General features: G+C 48.8%; 16 protein-coding genes and 1 riboswitch. Of the genes, 8 read left to right on the forward strand and 8 right to left on the reverse strand.

The annotated features are described in order from the left end of the window. Positions 1-536: 536 nt before the first annotated feature. From SIB79_RS08050 to SIB79_RS08060, 3 genes are all read left to right on the forward strand, one after another. Positions 537-794 (forward strand): Nif11-like leader peptide family natural product precursor, encoded by a 258-nt coding sequence (locus SIB79_RS08050; RefSeq protein WP_063403444.1) that lies wholly within the window; start codon positions 537-539, stop codon positions 792-794. A gap of 299 nt (positions 795-1,093) precedes the next feature. Continuing rightward, complete coding sequence (locus tag SIB79_RS08055; protein WP_063403445.1) at positions 1,094-1,381, forward strand: Nif11-like leader peptide family RiPP precursor; 288 nt, start codon at positions 1,094-1,096, stop codon at positions 1,379-1,381. Positions 1,382-1,692: 311 nt separating this feature from the next. Further along, the gene (locus tag SIB79_RS08060; protein WP_063403446.1) at positions 1,693-1,944 is read left to right on the forward strand and encodes a hypothetical protein; all 252 of its coding nucleotides are present in this window, start codon (positions 1,693-1,695) and stop codon (positions 1,942-1,944) included. 169 nt (positions 1,945-2,113) lie between these two features. Here the strand turns inward: SIB79_RS08060 and SIB79_RS08065 are convergent, their stop codons facing one another. From SIB79_RS08065 to SIB79_RS08085, 5 genes are all read right to left on the reverse strand, one after another. Next, complete coding sequence (locus SIB79_RS08065) at positions 2,114-3,568, reverse strand: hypothetical protein (RefSeq protein ID WP_063403447.1); 1,455 nt, start codon at positions 3,566-3,568, stop codon at positions 2,114-2,116. 1,048 nt (positions 3,569-4,616) lie between these two features. Beyond that, positions 4,617-4,991 (reverse strand): hypothetical protein, encoded by a 375-nt coding sequence (locus tag SIB79_RS08070; protein WP_074161321.1) that lies wholly within the window; start codon positions 4,989-4,991, stop codon positions 4,617-4,619. Positions 4,992-5,129: 138 nt separating this feature from the next. After that, on the reverse strand, positions 5,130-5,306 hold the full coding sequence (locus SIB79_RS08075; protein ID WP_413681046.1) for a hypothetical protein: 177 nt from the start codon (positions 5,304-5,306) through the stop codon (positions 5,130-5,132). A gap of 76 nt (positions 5,307-5,382) precedes the next feature. Continuing rightward, positions 5,383-6,297, reverse strand: a complete 915-nt coding sequence (locus tag SIB79_RS08080; RefSeq protein ID WP_155724618.1) for a hypothetical protein — start codon at positions 6,295-6,297, stop codon at positions 5,383-5,385. A 170-nt stretch (positions 6,298-6,467) separates the two neighbouring features. Then, a complete protein-coding gene (locus SIB79_RS08085; protein ID WP_155724619.1) occupies positions 6,468-7,691 on the reverse strand; it encodes a site-specific integrase in 1,224 nt (407 codons plus the stop codon). 34 nt (positions 7,692-7,725) lie between these two features. On the opposite strand from SIB79_RS08085, the gene SIB79_RS08090 reads away from it, so the two are divergent. Then, positions 7,726-8,928 (forward strand): aminotransferase class V-fold PLP-dependent enzyme, encoded by a 1,203-nt coding sequence (locus SIB79_RS08090; protein ID WP_063403450.1) that lies wholly within the window; start codon positions 7,726-7,728, stop codon positions 8,926-8,928. A gap of 293 nt (positions 8,929-9,221) precedes the next feature. After that, positions 9,222-9,380, forward strand: a riboswitch (cobalamin riboswitch). Positions 9,381-9,484: 104 nt separating this feature from the next. Next, a complete protein-coding gene (locus SIB79_RS08095; protein WP_063403518.1) occupies positions 9,485-10,048 on the forward strand; it encodes a HupE/UreJ family protein in 564 nt (187 codons plus the stop codon). A 217-nt stretch (positions 10,049-10,265) separates the two neighbouring features. Here SIB79_RS08095 and SIB79_RS08100 read toward each other — a convergent pair whose 3' ends face one another. The 3 genes from SIB79_RS08100 to yidD are packed head-to-tail and all read right to left on the reverse strand — an operon-like array spanning position 10,266 to position 12,395. Continuing rightward, positions 10,266-11,789: a UDP-N-acetylmuramoyl-L-alanyl-D-glutamate--2,6-diaminopimelate ligase gene (locus tag SIB79_RS08100; RefSeq protein ID WP_063403519.1), complete on the reverse strand. Its 1,524-nt coding sequence runs from the start codon at positions 11,787-11,789 to the stop codon at positions 10,266-10,268. Between the two features lie 28 nt (positions 11,790-11,817). Beyond that, a complete protein-coding gene (locus SIB79_RS08105) occupies positions 11,818-12,129 on the reverse strand; it encodes a glutaredoxin family protein (RefSeq protein WP_063399675.1) in 312 nt (103 codons plus the stop codon). After that, positions 12,129-12,395 carry a membrane protein insertion efficiency factor YidD gene (yidD, locus tag SIB79_RS08110; protein WP_063403451.1) on the reverse strand — a complete coding sequence of 89 codons (267 nt, stop codon included), beginning with the start codon at positions 12,393-12,395 and terminating at the stop codon, positions 12,129-12,131. Before yidD ends, SIB79_RS08105 begins: the two co-directional genes overlap by 1 nt. A gap of 79 nt (positions 12,396-12,474) precedes the next feature. On the opposite strand from yidD, the gene rpsD reads away from it, so the two are divergent. From rpsD to SIB79_RS08125, 3 genes are all read left to right on the forward strand, one after another. Beyond that, positions 12,475-13,083, forward strand: coding sequence for a 30S ribosomal protein S4 (gene rpsD / locus SIB79_RS08115; RefSeq protein ID WP_011129606.1), 609 nt, complete (start codon positions 12,475-12,477; stop codon positions 13,081-13,083). A 92-nt stretch (positions 13,084-13,175) separates the two neighbouring features. Beyond that, positions 13,176-14,345: a trans-sulfuration enzyme family protein gene (locus tag SIB79_RS08120; RefSeq protein ID WP_063403452.1), complete on the forward strand. Its 1,170-nt coding sequence runs from the start codon at positions 13,176-13,178 to the stop codon at positions 14,343-14,345. Continuing rightward, positions 14,345-15,817 (forward strand): PLP-dependent transferase, encoded by a 1,473-nt coding sequence (locus SIB79_RS08125; protein ID WP_063403453.1) that lies wholly within the window; start codon positions 14,345-14,347, stop codon positions 15,815-15,817. The genes SIB79_RS08120 and SIB79_RS08125 overlap by 1 nt, the downstream gene beginning before the upstream one ends. The last annotated feature ends 1 nt before the right edge of the window (position 15,818 follow it).

Genomic DNA, 15,818 nt, shown 5'->3' on the forward strand with positions numbered 1-15,818 from the left:
CGAGCCTTAGTGATGTAGTTCGGGACCTTTCTGAACGGCACCTATACCAACGTTATTCTAGTGATACTTAGAGATCTCAGCCCAGCACTCGCTAACAAGACCTACTTCAACTAGAGAGCACTACCACAACAGTCTTTAAGATCTCTTGCAGTGCAAGGCTTTTCAGGAATAGAGAATCAGACCTATACCAACAGCTATACCAACGTTATCCGCAAAAATCAGCAGCAATATCTATGAGAACAAAGCCGTGGTAGGTAGATAGATGTTGGGTATCCATCAGGCTCAGCTTCTCAACTGGTCCTCACTCAACGCACCGTGTTTGCCCTAACAGATCATGTCTCAAAGAAATAGCCGTGCTTTGCAGGGGGCTATGGGGACAATAAGGCACGCGTCCAATCGTTAAATGGCGTGAAAGATTTGTTTGATTTTTCTCTCTGTCTCCTGCTAACTGCTAACTGCTAACTGCTAACTGCTAACTGCTAACTGCTAACTGCTAACTGCTAACTGCTAACTATAATAAATAAACCTAAAACCTAATGTCAGAAGAACAACTCAAAGCATTCATCGCCAAAGTTCAAGCCGATACTTCACTACTGGAACAGTTAAAAGCAGAAGGTGCTGATGTTGTTGCTATTGCAAAGGCTGCTGGGTTCTCGATTACCACAGAAGACTTAAACACTTATCGCCAAAACCTTTCCGATGAAGAGCTGGAAGACGTGGCTGGTGGGGGTTCTGGGTGTTTTAAGTGCTCTTTTCCGGGGTCAAAGGGATCAGTGCTCTTGCTATGCAAATGAAACGATAACAACGCGACCGGTCTGTTACTGTCATAACAGCCTACACAATCAAAGCCCTTGCATTAGCAGGGTCTTTTCATTTCTTCAATGACTTCCCTATTCGCTTAAAACGATGTCCGATACAGGGCACGAACTTGATGAATAGAAGCTAAGTGATCTCCGGCAAGCTTCTTACAATATGTCAGTTCTGATAATTTCTCCGAGAAGGTGTGACCAACCTCACAGCTGTGAATGAGCTAGGTCATAACACGAGATTGTCGATTTTGGGATAATTTATATGCAAGACTTGAAATTCACCAATGGCCAACCAATTAGGGCAATTCATTAGAAAGAGTAAAAGCGATGCTTCTCTAAAGGCACAGCTCAAATCAAATTGTGCTGATGTAGTTGCTATTGCAAAGGCTCATGGGTTTGTGATCACAGAAGAAGATTTGAATGACTTTGAAGAAAGTTCAAAAACTTTTATAGATCGAACGATCAAGTCCATTGGCATGGGAGATCCCGAAGAAACTATGAAACGATATCAAGTCTATAACTTGGTTTTATCAGCTTGGATTCGACAAAAAACTAAGCCGATTCAGCTATGAACTTTTTATAATTTATACAAAGTTAGCTATTTTACTAAAGCAAAGACACTGAGATGAAGCAGTGCACCATCTTAATTTATTTTTCTGGTAATTTCCTCAATGTTTAGCTAGCATAAGCTCAACATTGCTACTGTAATCAAACTGAGCGACAAACAAAAAATTCTAATGATTGGGGTTGGTATCAGTTGACCACTGAGGACAATATCCAGATAGGTACCAAAAATTCATGAATGTATTGCATTAATTTATAATTAATACCTGAGCGCTTTTGCTCTGTAGGTTAGTATGCTTAGATTTTACTGTTGATATTTATGGATGAACAACAAGAAAGAGACTTCTATGAGCAGCAAAAGAATATGCCAAGAATTAGTCCTACTTATAATCCCATTTGGTCAAGTTCTCTGGCAAGCTCAAAAAGTAAATCTACAAAGTGGTTTGCCAGGGTGGTACTTGTGTTTTTCCTGGTGCCATTTACAATATTGCTAGGTGGAATTGTGAAGATCACATGGGATTTATTTAACGTGCAATCAATTGAAGAAAAGGAATATTCAGCCCCTAGATAATTATTAGTCTGAAGAGGAAGGATGAGAAAGACTAACTAATATCGGGCGGTTCCACCAATCCTCCTATACCTCTTTCTTCTTACCATCTACTAGCTGTAGATTCCGTTCCCTACTAGTTTGATTAGATAGAGGTATGTGTTTGAGTTGCCATTTAAAGTCAACTTTAATATTAACCAACAACAATAGAGGTGGCTGCATTAAAACTGTTTTTAGAAATGTTGACCAGAAGAAGATCTCCTAAGCCTGCATCTACTAGAAGATCTGATCCCTTTTGAACAAGATTATATGAGGTGCCAGCTTGCAAAGATATCCAATCACCTTCACTAGCGTTGAAGTCCATCACTTGATCTACACCTTTGGAGAGACAGAATTTATCAGCTCCATGATTACCCCAGAGCTTGTCATTATCTTGTCCTCCATGTAACCAATCATTATCCCTGCCTCCGTAAATCTCATCTACACCCATATTTCCGTAAAGCTTGTCTGCTCCCTGGCCACCGTGTTGCCAGTCATTATCTTTACCACCGTATAAAACATCATGCCATTTGTTTCCATAAAGTTTATCCGCTCCTTCGTTGCCATATAACGTGTCGGCACCTTGGCCACCATATAGCTTATCTTCATCAGTCCCCCCAGTAATTTTGTCAGATCCTTGATTCCCATAGAGCGAATCATTTTCAACGCCCCCCTCAATAGTATCATCACCAAACCCACCATAAATCAAGTCAAGACCCTGATCACCGTAGAGAAAGTCATCTCTATACCCCCCATCAATATAATCATCTTTAAAACCGCCATAAATTATGTCAGAACCCTCATTGCCGTAGAGAGTATCATCATCATCACCTCCATCAATAGTATCATCACCATCCTGCCCATAAATCCAGTCGGAACCATTATTGCCATTGAGTGAATCATTTCCATTCCCTCCTTTAACAATATCATTTCCTTCCAAGCCACTAATTTCATCGTCTTCATCATCACCATATATGCTGTCATCTGAATCAGTTGCGACTGCAATACTTACTGTTGTAGTTGAATTATCATTTTCTGCTCCCCAAATACTTACTAAGGCATCAATATCAGACTGAGACCAGCTATCTCTCCATCCATTAGGACCTTTATTATATGACATCACAGTATCATCACTAGTATAAGCGGCATTCCAACCATCACCACCTGGGTGACCTAAGCCAAGTGCATGCCCAATTTCGTGAATGATTGTATATTTATCTCTTTCCCATGCTGCTTCAGAACTTCCTGTGTATTTCCAACCACTTTCAATCCTTGCATTAATGCCAGAGCCCCTAAACCATGTTGAGCCTAAAACTATATCAGTCCAATTAGTATGATACGAAAGAGAATAGACCTGGATATCACCAAGTACATTAGATGTTCTTGTAAAATCAAGATCAATGTATGGATCAATAGACTCAAATACCGAAACTACATAAGCTTCTTGAACAGAAGAGTGCGCTAAAGTAGAGCCGTAACCATCCGAAATAGGAAGAAACGAATCGACTTCATCATGGATATAATAATCAACCTCTTCCCCCCCTGAAAGGGCGCTGCCGAGATATTGAGCAAGATCTAAATCTATTATTAAATCAGTACTTATCGCCATTCAACAGCTCACAGAGGCAGTAACTACCATTTAAGCATAGGCTCCATAATACATTAACCACCAATTAATATACTACTTAACTTTTATTCTTAATCAAGTGCTTAGGTCATTACTTTCCAGGCGGCTGCCAGGTCTAGTAACTACGCTCAAGAGCGCCTTGCAGGCAGCAATGGACTAACCAGTTCAGAGCTATTCAGTAGCGCCCAGCTTGGTCAGTGCTGCAATTATTCTCTGCTGCTCTACAGCCCTGCCATTGAGCAGCGCTATCTCGTCACGCATTTGGTCAACTTCTTGATTGGCAGCTTTCCTTAGGTTGACAACATCTTCAGTTGTCGCTCTAAACGTGATCGTTCGATCCATCTTAGAGTTACGTGTAATTGTTCTAGGCATGCGATTCAGCTCGCATTAATTCAGAATCAATTTGAACACGGAGCACATGAATGCTGGAAAAACCCAATGATAAGTTACACTCTAGATAAAGAAGAGTTTAATACAGTCTTAGACTGCAAAAAGGTATATTCAAGGAGGTACATAGTGTTACTAATAACAAACAATACTACAAAATCAATCCCACCTCAGCAGCAACCAAAACAATGGTAGAGCTAGCCTGCTCAGATGCAGCAGATCATGCAGAGAATTAGGTTTATATTAGTTAAATAAATATGCTGATAAATTATTAGTTTTAGGATGTGTGACCAACCTCACACTTAACTGTGAACCAAGTCAAAGTGCAGGACGTTGATTTAGTACATCATGTGGTCATCGGGGAAATCAAACCCCATTAGCATCACAATCCAATGAAAATTAAACCCACACTTGCTGCTACAGCTCTAGCAGTAATTAGCACAACATCAGCTCTAACAATCAGCACTCAAGCACAAGCAGCTGAAGAGTGTCATCGAAACTGTGACGTAAGTCGCAGCGTAAGAAATTCTAATCAGAGGATTATTCATCCTAATTACAGAGTTGGATTTGATGTTGGTCCAGTTACTAGAGAGCCTTGGTGGGTTAGACCTTGGTGGCAGTAACTACATCTCAATAGGTTTAGCTAATGGATTTGTACGTTCTCTAGCCACTCCACCATCTCTGTCTTTTGTTGTTCTAGAGATGGTTCCTTCTTAGCTTCAAATGGTAACTTCTTAACTTGTGGTTTAAACTTATTCTTTTGTGTTGACTTCTTAGGTTTAGCTTGAGGTTTAGCTGTAGGCTTCTTATATGGAGCTTCTAAACTATTAGTCCTTGCCTTTGGGTTAGGTGTTGGCTTAGCCCTGAGGTTGTCTGTCTTATTGATGCTGAGTGGTAGTTGTGCTTGTAGTTCCTTTTGTTGTAGCTGCTCTATTTCAGGTATTAGTAGCTGTTGGACTTTGAGTTGTTGTCTTGCATTGGGTTGGGCTTGCTTGGGGCGTAATGATTGAGTAGGCATGTATTGATAAGTTCAAGAAGTTAAGGAAGTTGTATTAAAGATGGTGGTTCACTCGCTCGCTTTGCTCGCTCGTTCACCGCACGATCAGCAATAGGGAGCTGAAGAGCTGTTGTGTCTTTCGTAAATAGTGTGTGGTCCTTATGAGCAGAGCAACCTCTCAAGCCTGTTCATTAGATGAGTGTGCTGTTGGTAGAGATGTTTGATTGTCTCTGTGTCTTTGTCCTCTTGTGCTGCTAGCAACATCTTCTCGTAGATGCCGACTTTGCTGAGCATGGAGCGGCAAAGCTTTTCTTTGGCTGTCGTGAGTGTGGTCATGGTGTTGGTATGTCTATATTGTCTTTCCTCTTAGAGTAGGGGGGTAGGTGTCTTTTTCTTGCTCTAGCAAGGGTTTTCAGTCAAGAGCATCAAAGAAGCGGTTGATGATTAGCTCTTCTGGTGTGAGGCGCTCTCGAGGTTGTTGAGGAGTCAGCTGTAAGGGGGTAGTCGTTGGTTGATTTGCTTTCTCTTGAGTCTCTTCTCTAATCCCCTTTAGCCATTCATCGAGCATGTCATCTGTCATTTCAGGTTCGAGTGCTTCTGCTTGTTTTCGTTGTTGCTCTTGCTGCCAGATCTCAGTTGCGAGCTGCTCATCCCAAATCTGGTAAGAGATCATGATGCGGAAGATCTCCTCTTCTTTTTGATCTAGAGCTTCTGTGTCTTTGAAGTCATTGATGATCTGATCGATGAGATCATCTGCTTCTCGCTGCAGCATGGCGTCGATAGTCGTTAGCTGTGCTTGATCGCCAAGCTGCTGCATCATCAAGCCTCGTTGCTCGTAGAGCTGCTTGTCTTTTTCTTGGCCCAATGCTTCTGCTTTTTGGTAAGCAGCTTTGGCTGATGCTTTGAGCTTTGTGAGCCTGGATGGCTCGCCTTTGTGGGTTTGGCTCCATTGCTTAGCCAATGAATCTTGAGAGAGTTTGGGAGTGTCTTGCAGCTTGGTGATGGTTTCATCTTTGATGGCTTTAGCGAGCCAGATGATTGCAAGCCTGAGGATTTCTTTATCTGTAAGTTCGAGTTGATCGGCTAAGCAGATTGCCTGATGCTTTTCCGCTTTAGGAAGGCTGACTGAGAGAGGCCTAGAGCGCCCTGTATGGCCCTTGTTTGTTGTTGACGCTCTTGCGCATCTAGAGGTGCTTTGCAGGGCCTTAAGACCGCTTCTAGATGCCTCGTGCAAGGCGATGCGAATGGCTTCCCTTTGATCACATTGAAGAGAGTTAATCAGACCTTCTAGCATTTGCTCTTCTTGCGCAGATAGCATCGTTGTCATGAGTGCTGCACACTTTTGAGTTGATTGAATGATTGGATGATTTGAAGAGTCAAAGCGATGCTGCTTGATGGGGAAGAAGGACTTGGATTTTGATGTTGTATTGAACTTGTTTCGGCTATTGTTGTCCATAGTTAACCTTTAAATATTTTCAGTAAATCGACTGTCTCTTTTCAAGACAACGAATGAACTGCCTCAACAACTTTTTTCCATACCGAGCCTCCATACATTTGTGTCGTAGATCGAGGGCTATGCCCTAGAAGCAAACCTATGACCTTTTCTGAATAGTCCAGCTCAACGAGCTGGGCAGTTACTCGATCCCTGAAATCCTTTGGTGATAGACCTGTTATTTGTTTGCATGGCTTTGAAAGATTATGCCCCCAACGAATTTCATTTGTTTTGCGATCAATCGTTTTTAGACTTGGCCATATCAGACCAGTAATTCTACGCAGTTCCTGCATTAATTCATAAATCTGTGGATGCAAAGGGATTTGACGTTGTGAATAATGGGTCTTTAAACTTCTCTCATCAGACCAAGTAACATTGAAGCGATCATCATTGATATCTTCTCCTTTTAAACCACATACTTCAGAAAGACGGCAACCACTGTAATAAAGGATTTGAAAGATCGGGAGATATTGACTGTTGCTTTGATCCCACTCATTAATGGGCCGACAAATAAACGAGCCTTTCTTTTGCAACTGCCTAGCAACCTCTCCAGGAGTCAATCGCACTGAAGCTGGCAAACCCTTAAAAATATGCGCTACACCTCGTGCTTCACTCAAGCTGGTCCATAGGCCTGAGAGATAAGCCAGCTGCACTTTTACAGTGTTCTTACTTAATCCCCTACCTAACAACTTTTGCTTGTAGGCCTCAGCCATTTCGCGCGTACACGAAAGAGGGCTCGCTACTTGGCAAAAACTCATGAACGCTTCTAGAGCCTTGACCCACTGCACGTAGGTTCTTGAGGCAGGTTCTTTTTGCTGACGTCGTAACTCAAGCAAGTCTTCTGGCATCAACAAGCTCTCAGACTTTTCGATGCCTTGGAGCAGATCAAAACCTCTTTTGGCCTGTTCACTAGTTAAGAGGCCTTGAACTCTCAACATTTCAAGGCCGACTGCCATATCACCCTTCTCAGCCTGAGGAGTCAGCCCAGGCAGAACCTCTAACAGCTCATCAGTAGTCAGGGCAGCTTGACCCCGTGCCTCCGCAATCAGCGCATCAGTTCTCTGCAAGAAAGCCTTCTGGCGGGCTCTTGCCTCATGCAAAGTCTTCCCACCTGGCTCTTTAAACACTGCTTTGCCGATCACGCTCCTCAAATCCATAGGAACTGCCCGTTGCAGCACGTAGCTTTGACGAGCCTTAGTGATGTAGTTCGGGACCTTTCTGAACGGCACCTATACCAACAGCTATACCAACGCTATTCTAGTGATGCTTAGAGATCTCTGCCCAGCACTCGCTAACAAGACCTACTTCAACTACGGCGGCCAAGGCCCCCTGCCAACGCCATCACTAGAAGCAATCACCGCAAGCTGGCAGAGAATTCAGGAACTAGGGCCGTTTACCAACGATGTGTGGCCCTATGTGGCCAAAGAAGTCCAAGCCACTCGTGCACACTTAGCAAAGCTCTGCGGCGTTACCCCCCATCGCATCGCGCTAACTGAAAATGTCACCAGTGGCTGTGTCTTGCCGCTCTGGGGCCTGCCTTTCTCAGAAGGCGATCGCTTGCTCATTAGCGACTGTGAACATCCAGGAGTTGTTGCTGCATGCATCGAACTTGCCCGCCGACAACACCTGGCAATAGACACGCTGCCTGTAAAAAACTTGCGTCATGGTGCTAACGATCAAGCGACTAGCGACAGCCTTGTACTGGAAAGACTTGAGCAACACCTCAAACCAAGCACAAGGCTGGTGGTGCTCTCCCACCTGCTTTGGAATACAGGCCAGGTGATGCCGATCTCAGCTGTTGCTAAAGCCCTCAGCCATCATCCACAACAACCTTTCTTGCTCGTGGATGCCGCACAAAGCTTCGCCCAAGTTCCGGTACAGGAAGCCGCTGTCGCTTCAGACATCTATGCCTTTACGGGGCACAAATGGGCCTGCGGGCCTGAAGGGCTTGGTGGAGTCGCCCTCTCAGAACGGGTGCTCATCGAAGCGAATCCCACCCTGATTGGCTGGCGCAGCTTGCAGAACGAAGGCCATCTTCAAAACAACCAGGCCGAACTCTTCCATCACGACAGTCGCCGCTTTGAGGTAGCAACCTCCTGCGTGCCGCTGATGGCAGGCCTGCGCTGTTCGTTGGAGCTGCTCGAAACCGCAGGCTCGCAGCAGGAACGACTGAGCCAGATTCGCCAAGGCAGCCAACAACTATGGAATCAACTACAACAGCTCACAGGCGTTGAAACTCTGCTCAACAGTGCCCCAGCCGCTGGTCTTGTCAGCTTTGAGTTACCCCAAGGCCCCCCAGCTCCTGATGTTGTTCAACAATTAGGCAACGATCAGCTCTGGATTCGGCATCTTGAAGATCCAATCTGCCTACGTGCCTGCGTGCACATCACCACTGAAGAGAAAGAACTCAACACACTTACAACCGCACTCAAGCCGCTAGCTAGCAAAGGAGAGCCAAGCAATTAACCGTTAGCTGCGTTATCTTATTTGCCAAAAGTAGATATATAATCGATCTCAAAAAATTGATCTCAAAAGTTCCATTATCGACAACAAAATAAGTCTACGAATCAGAAGCAAAGTCACATCCAGCTTATAAGAGCAGGCCTGATGTGCATCAAATCATAAAGCCCTTAATTAAATAGATTTAAAAGGAAAAATAGCCGATAACTAGACATTAGAGGTGGTTTTATTCAGCACTTAATTAGCACTTACCCAAGCCGTTAAAGCACTACATCGGCGATGACCTCATAAAATGGCTATACTTGAATCGTCAAGTCGGTTTCAGCAGGGATCAGCTGCTGAAGGGAACGGGGAAAGTTCGGTGAAAGTCCGGCGCTGTCCCGCAGCTGTAAAGCGCAACCGCCCTTCTTAGGGCACTTGCGCGAGTCAGAACACCCGCCGAATTTCCATCGACGAGGATCGAATCATTCCTGCCAAGCTTGCCCATCGGCACCCTTCCACACTATTGAGCAGCTACAGCTGGCTCATTGCAACCATCCTGGCCACTCCAGCATTACTAGCGATGCTGGTGAGGCCAGCTTTCGCCCATCACCCCTTCGCAATGCCAGAGGCGGGAAATCTCAATGCCCTGCAGGGTTTAATCAGTGGGGTTGGCCATCCACTACTGGGGCCAGACCACCTCTTGTTTCTGTTGGCGATTGGCTTCGTGAGCTTGAACAGACCACGCCAATGGCTGGCACCATTACTCGCAGCTGGTCTTCTCGGTAGTGCGATCTCCCTACTCATCCCCCTGCCAGAAACTCTCTCTGTTTATGCAGAAGCACTTGTCTCACTGAGCCTTGCCGTTGCTGGCCTTGTGGCTTTAGGCAAAGCATCTCCCTTGCTTTTGCTCCCTTTAATTTCCCTACATGGATATCTATTAGGTGGAGCAATCATAGGAGCCGAACCAACTCCACTAACAGCTTATTTCCTAGGCTTGTTCATTAGTCAGGGAAGTATTCTTTTAATAGTCACAACCTATTCAAAGCGACTTCTTGATAGCATCGGCAACGGCGGGCAACACATTGCCGCAGGTATTTGGATCGGCATTGGAGCCGCCTTTACCTGGTCACTATTAATTCCTTAAAAGACAATCTACTTGTAAATTAAGTCTTCCATTTTAAACAAAATAAACAGTTGGCCATATGATTCAAAATACAAGACTTCAGCCAACGATCACTAGACCCTTTAAGAGCCACAATAAGATCAACAACGTCAAGGCCTTATTTTGTTCTTAGTGTGAACTCTTTGTTAACACTAAGAACAAAGCCTCATCAAGCACCCTCTGTTCGATAGAGGGTGCATCAACTTTTCAGTCGCAATCTGAGCGCCCGTTCAGATTCCTCGCGATCATCAAAATGCACCTTGCTGGTTCCGAGGATCTGGTAATCCTCATGGCCCTTGCCTGCCACCAACACCACATCACCAGGGGCTGCCTCGGCAATCGCAAGCGCAATCGCCACCGCCCTATCGACCTCCACAGTGCAGGTTGTTCCTTCTGGAATTCCAGCCACCACATCAGCCAGTATTTGCCGGGGATCTTCTGTGCGGGGATTGTCTGAAGTCACCACCACTCGATCGGCCAACCGCGCTGCAATCGCAGCCATCTGAGAGCGCTTGCCACGGTCTCGGTCTCCTCCACAACCAAACACGCAACACAAGTTTTTACTAGTGAACGGCCTGGAAGCCTTCAAGGCATTCTCCAAACCATCAGGGGTGTGGGCGTAATCCACCAACACAGTGGGCACTTGAGTGGCATCAGCTGCAGGGATCAACACACGCTCCATCCGCCCAGGTACGCCGCGGAAGTCTGCGATCGCTTTCAACAACAACGGCAAGGGCAAGCCCTGTTGCAACAAGACCCCAACCGCCTGAAGCAGGTTCATCAAGTTGAAGCGGCCCAGTAATGGAGAGTCAAACCAGCCCTCACCACAAGGGCTGATCAGGCGACCTTGAACCCCAGCCGAGCTCATCGTCAGCTCGGTCATTGTCAGTTCAGCGTCAGCTTGCTGCAAAACACCCTCGGCAAGAGAGCTGCGCCAACAGGTATCGCCGAGACGCTGCGCCAATCTTGCGCCCCAGGGGCTATCAATATTCACCACCGCCTTGGCTGAGCCAGATTCCAGCAACGGTGGTGCAAACAGCTGCGCCTTGGCCTCGAAGTACGCCTCCATCGAAGAGTGATAGTCAAGATGATCTTGAGTGAGGTTGGTAAACACGGCACCAGCAAAACGACATCCCGCCACCCGTTGTTGTTCAAGGGCATGAGAGCTCACCTCCATCGCTCCCAACTCAGTACCGGCCTCAACCGCTTGCGCTAACTGAGCCTGAAGGCGATCAGCAAAGGCCGTGGTATGCGTTGCGGGAACGCTGTAGTTAGGCCAGCGATTCACGAGGGTGCCGAACAAGGCAGTTGATCTGCCCACAGCCACACTGAGATGCTCAATCAGATGGGTGGTGGTGGTTTTGCCATTCGTCCCCGTTACCCCGATCAGAGCAAATCTCGAGGAGGGCTGCTGCCAAAAGGCCGCTGCCAGCTGACCAACCCATTCTGCAACCGGCTCCGGTACCACCACTACCGCATCTGTAGGCCCAGGCGGCTGCAAAGCTGCTGCTGCGGGTCCAATCACCGCCGCCTCTGCACCAGCGGCCAAAGCCTGACGCCAAAAACTGCCGCCATCAACTTGTTCACCAGGTAAGCCCAGGAATAAATAGCCTCGAGCAACCGAACGGGAATCACAGCTAACCATTGCAAGAGAGGGATTCGCCAATCCCTCCGGCACAGGGAGTCCTACAGCCCGCAACAATGAATGGAGCATCTGGGTCATTCCAGGCCCGCCCATGAATGGAGCCGTTCTAGTCCGATCCAAGCGCCTTGGTGCAGGCCTGTTGCAACCAGCGGAACAGTCCTTCCCCCCCAAGCCTCGGCGACACCCGCGGCAGCTCTAGCGAAAACTGTTGCTCCAGTTCAACCAACACCAAAACAGGAACCTGCAAGTCGTAATGGTCGCGGATACTGGCGGGTGTCGCACCATCATCGATATCGATCACACGCAGCGTTAAAGGTGGTTGGAGTTGATCCAAAGCCAGCTCGCGCAGGCGTTGTTCAAGCCCCTCACAGAGACAGCAACCATTGCGGCTGTAAAGCAACAACTTCAAGGCCTGCATTAATCAGGCACTGGGTCGCAACCACAGGGGGTAAAAGGATGGCAACGAGACAGGCGCCGCAGGGTGAGCCAACCACCGCGCCATGGTCCATGACGCTGAATCGCTTCAAGCCCGTAAGCACTGCAACTTGGAATGAAGCGGCAATGGGGCCCAAGCAAAGGGGAAAGCCAGGTTCGATAAAAGCCAATCAAGGCCAGCAGCACTGAACCAATGGCTCGGTTGAGCAGTGCAAAGATGCCGCCAGATAGAGTATTGGATTCGTGCATGGCGAGCCGAAGGCTGGGCCTTGAGGTCCAGCATGACGTATCGGGAGCGCGAACTATTCTATCCAACCTGCCTTAACTCATGTCTCGATACCGCGGCCCTCGACTGAGGATCACGCGGCGCTTGGGAGATCTACCAGGTCTCACCCGGAAGGCCGCTAAGCGGTCCCATCCCCCCGGTCAGCACGGCCAAGCCCGTCGCAAGCGCTCCGAATACGCAATCCGCCTCGAAGAGAAACAGAAGCTCCGCTTCAACTACGGGATTTCCGAACGGCAGCTTGTGCGCTACGTGAAGAAAGCCCGTGCCCAAGATGGCTCTACAGGAACCAACCTGCTCAAGCTGTTGGAGAACAGACTCGATAACGTCTGCTTCCGCCTCGGTTTTGGGCCCACAGTTCCAGGTGCTCGTCAACTGGTGAACCATGGCCATGTGACCGTGAACGGCCGTGTTCTCGACATTGCTAGTTACCAATGCAAAGCCGGTGATGTGGTTGCCATTAGAGAGCGCAAAGGCAGCAAAAAGCTGGCCGAAGCGAACCTAGAGTTCCCCGGATTGGCAAATGTGCCGCCACACATTGAGCTCGATAAAGCAAAAATGAGCGCCAAGATCATTAGCAAGTGCGAACGCGAATGGGTCGCACTTGAGATCAACGAACTGCTGGTGGTGGAGTACTACTCCAGAAAGGTTTGAATCAAAATCAGCCAAGCGTTCTTCAACAGGCCCCTGCTTTGCAGGGGTTTTTTGTTGCTGTTGCCTACCCTGCTCAAAGCCCTCTCTAGGTCGTGGCCCCAGCTCAAAACGATCAACAGCAGGAGGTTGCAGGGATCAGTACCCGCGCCATCCACCACGGCGAGAGCTTTGCAGCAGAGACCGGTGCCGTAATGCCACCGATCTTTACCAGTTCAACCTTTGCCCACGGCAATCCTCAGGGCTTCGACTACACCCGTTCAGGCAATCCCAATTTCCGCATCCTCGAATCAGTTTTGGCAGCCGTAGAAAGCTGTCAATTCGCCACTGTCTTCGCTTCAGGGGTGAGCGCCATCACAGCCATCGCCTCAACACTGCAAGCCGGAGATCTGGTGCTCTGTGAGGAAAATCTTTACGGCTGCACCGTGCGCTTATTCGAGCAGGTTTTTAGTCGTTTTGGTGTACAAACAGCCTGGTTGGATTTCACCAATCCATCAGCGCTTGATGCCATTGCAGTTCAAAAACCCGCAATGATCTGGCTGGAGAGTCCAACCAATCCCCTGCTCAAAGTGATCGATCTGGCAGCCGTGTGTGATGCCGCTGCAGCAGAAAAAATCCCAGTCGTCGTCGACAACACGTTTGCCACAGCCCTACTGCAACAACCACTGCAGCTGGGCGCCACCCTCTCACTCACCAGCACCACCAAATACATCAACGGCCATTCCGATGCCCTTGGCGGTGTGGTCTGCAGCGACGACCCGCAATGGCAGCAAAAGATGGTGTTCGCACAAAAGGCCTTGGGATTACAACCCTCCCCATTTGACGCCTGGTTGATTACTCGGGGCATCAAAACCCTTCCACTCAGGCTGGAACGCCACATCGCTAATGCTGCCGCCATCGCTGATCAACTGGCCAGCCATCCACGCATGCACTGGGTGCGCTATCCATTGCGTTCAGACCATCCCCAGCAGGCTGTAGCCCGCAAGCAGATGAGTGGTGGTGGTGCCATTGTCACGGTCAGTCTCGACGCTGACCAAAGCCAGACTTACGCCTTCTGCAAGAGCCTGCGCTATTTCACGATGGCCGAAAGCCTGGGCGGTGTTGAAAGCCTCGTTTGTCATCCCGCCACCATGACCCATGCCTCAGTCGATCCAGATGTCAAGCAAAAACTTGGCATCGATGATGGTCTGGTGCGCTTCTCCGTGGGCTGCGAAGACCTCGCTGATCTCAGCAGAGATTTAGATCAAGCCCTCAAACAGCTGTAGTGAGCCCACGCGACCTACTGCAGGATCCCTGCTGGCACGCTGATGACCTCGGCAAAGCTCTACCAGATAGTCCCCATGCCGTTTCGGTAGCCCTACCCCGCTGGCAAGACGTGGTCGCCTATGAGGAGAAAGACCCTGCTTGTCTTAAGGCCCTGCAGGCCATCTACCCCCGTTTCGGCTTCCATCCACTGGTAGCAGAGATCGCCCAAAAAGCACGAAAAGAGCATGGCTGTGCAGATGATGGCAGTGCCTGGCCCTATCCCACTGCTGCTGCCGCTGAACGAGCCAAGTTTCATTGCCAACGCAGTGAGCCGATGGCAAAAACAAGCATCAAAACCGTAGTGGGCCTGCCATGTTTGCTCACCGACGCAAAAGGCTGCAACGCTGCCAAGGCCTTCTGGCAACACAGCGGCCTTGGTGCATCCTCACGTCAGGCTGCTAGCGCACTTGGGCAGGAACCATTCCCCTCACTGCAAGCCAGTGCAGCCGCCCAGAGGTTGCTAAAACAACGACTCGCAGAGATCTATGGCTGCGACTCAGAGCTCGTGCAGCTCCATCCCTCCGGGATGGCTGCTCTCACCAAAGCCCTGCAAGCGATTACGGCTCTACGCCCAGGCAAACCCTTTTTGCAGCTTGGCTTCCCCTATGTGGATGTGCTCAAGCTGCCTGAGGTGGTGTTTGAAGGTTGCGACCTTCTACTGACAACAGATCTGAACCGATTGGCCCTGGAACTTGATCGCAGACAACCAGCCGCTGTGATCGTTGAGCTCCCTAGCAACCCCATGCTGCAGTGCGTCGATCTGCCAGCGGTAGCCCGCCTAGCAAAGGCTCGAGGTATCCCCGTGATCGCTGATGACACCATCGGCTCACCACTCAATCTTGATGCGCTGCCCCATGCAGATCTGGTATTTAGCTCCCTCACCAAAAGCTTCGCCGGCCGTGGTGACATCCTGGCCGGTTCTCTTGTCGTCAGCCCTAGCTCCCCCTGGCGAGAGGAGCTGTCCAGAGAGTTCTCAACTGCCCTTGCTCCCCTGGGGGATGCTGATGCCATCGCCTTAGAACAAGCCAGCCGAGATGTGGCCCAGCGGCTGCCGCAGCTCAACAACGCCTGCCAAAGATTGGCAGACAAGCTGGCCTGTCATCCCTCTATTGCTCGAGTACACCACCCAGGCCAATGCACCAACTTCCAAGCCCTGATGCGCCCTGGCGCCGGCCACGGCTGCCTGCTCTCGTTTGAGCTATTGAGGGGGATAGAGCAAGCCAAGCGGGTGTATGACGCCCTACAGGTCTGCAAAGGTCCAAGCCTCGGCACAAGCTTCACGCTGGTGTGCCCCTATGTATTGCTCGCCCATTACAACGAACTGAGCTGGGCAGAATCCTGTGGAGTGCCCAGCCATCTGCTGCGCGTATCCGTAGGGCTTGAAGATCCCGATAATCTTTGGCGCCGCTTTGAGATGGCGTTGAAGGCCTAAC

This window comes from Prochlorococcus sp. MIT 1342 (genome assembly GCF_047304495.1).
GTDB lineage: Bacteria > Cyanobacteriota > Cyanobacteriia > PCC-6307 > Cyanobiaceae > Prochlorococcus > Prochlorococcus marinus_D.

Coding starts and splice junctions, on each gene's coding strand:
- SIB79_RS08070 (WP_074161321.1), bottom strand. CDS start 4,991: ATGCCTACTCAATCATTACGCCCCAAGCAAGCCCAACCCAATGCAAGA.
- SIB79_RS08095 (WP_063403518.1), top strand. CDS start 9,485: ATGCTGGTGAGGCCAGCTTTCGCCCATCACCCCTTCGCAATGCCAGAG.
- rpsD (WP_011129606.1), top strand. CDS start 12,475: ATGTCTCGATACCGCGGCCCTCGACTGAGGATCACGCGGCGCTTGGGA.
- SIB79_RS08100 (WP_063403519.1), bottom strand. CDS start 11,789: ATGACCCAGATGCTCCATTCATTGTTGCGGGCTGTAGGACTCCCTGTG.
- SIB79_RS08090 (WP_063403450.1), top strand. CDS start 7,726: ATGCTTAGAGATCTCTGCCCAGCACTCGCTAACAAGACCTACTTCAAC.
- SIB79_RS08050 (WP_063403444.1), top strand. CDS start 537: ATGTCAGAAGAACAACTCAAAGCATTCATCGCCAAAGTTCAAGCCGAT.
- SIB79_RS08080 (WP_155724618.1), bottom strand. CDS start 6,297: ATGACAACGATGCTATCTGCGCAAGAAGAGCAAATGCTAGAAGGTCTG.
- SIB79_RS08075 (WP_413681046.1), bottom strand. CDS start 5,306: ATGACCACACTCACGACAGCCAAAGAAAAGCTTTGCCGCTCCATGCTC.
- SIB79_RS08065 (WP_063403447.1), bottom strand. CDS start 3,568: ATGGCGATAAGTACTGATTTAATAATAGATTTAGATCTTGCTCAATAT.
- yidD (WP_063403451.1), bottom strand. CDS start 12,395: ATGCACGAATCCAATACTCTATCTGGCGGCATCTTTGCACTGCTCAAC.
- SIB79_RS08105 (WP_063399675.1), bottom strand. CDS start 12,129: ATGCAGGCCTTGAAGTTGTTGCTTTACAGCCGCAATGGTTGCTGTCTC.
- SIB79_RS08060 (WP_063403446.1), top strand. CDS start 1,693: ATGGATGAACAACAAGAAAGAGACTTCTATGAGCAGCAAAAGAATATG.
- SIB79_RS08055 (WP_063403445.1), top strand. CDS start 1,094: ATGGCCAACCAATTAGGGCAATTCATTAGAAAGAGTAAAAGCGATGCT.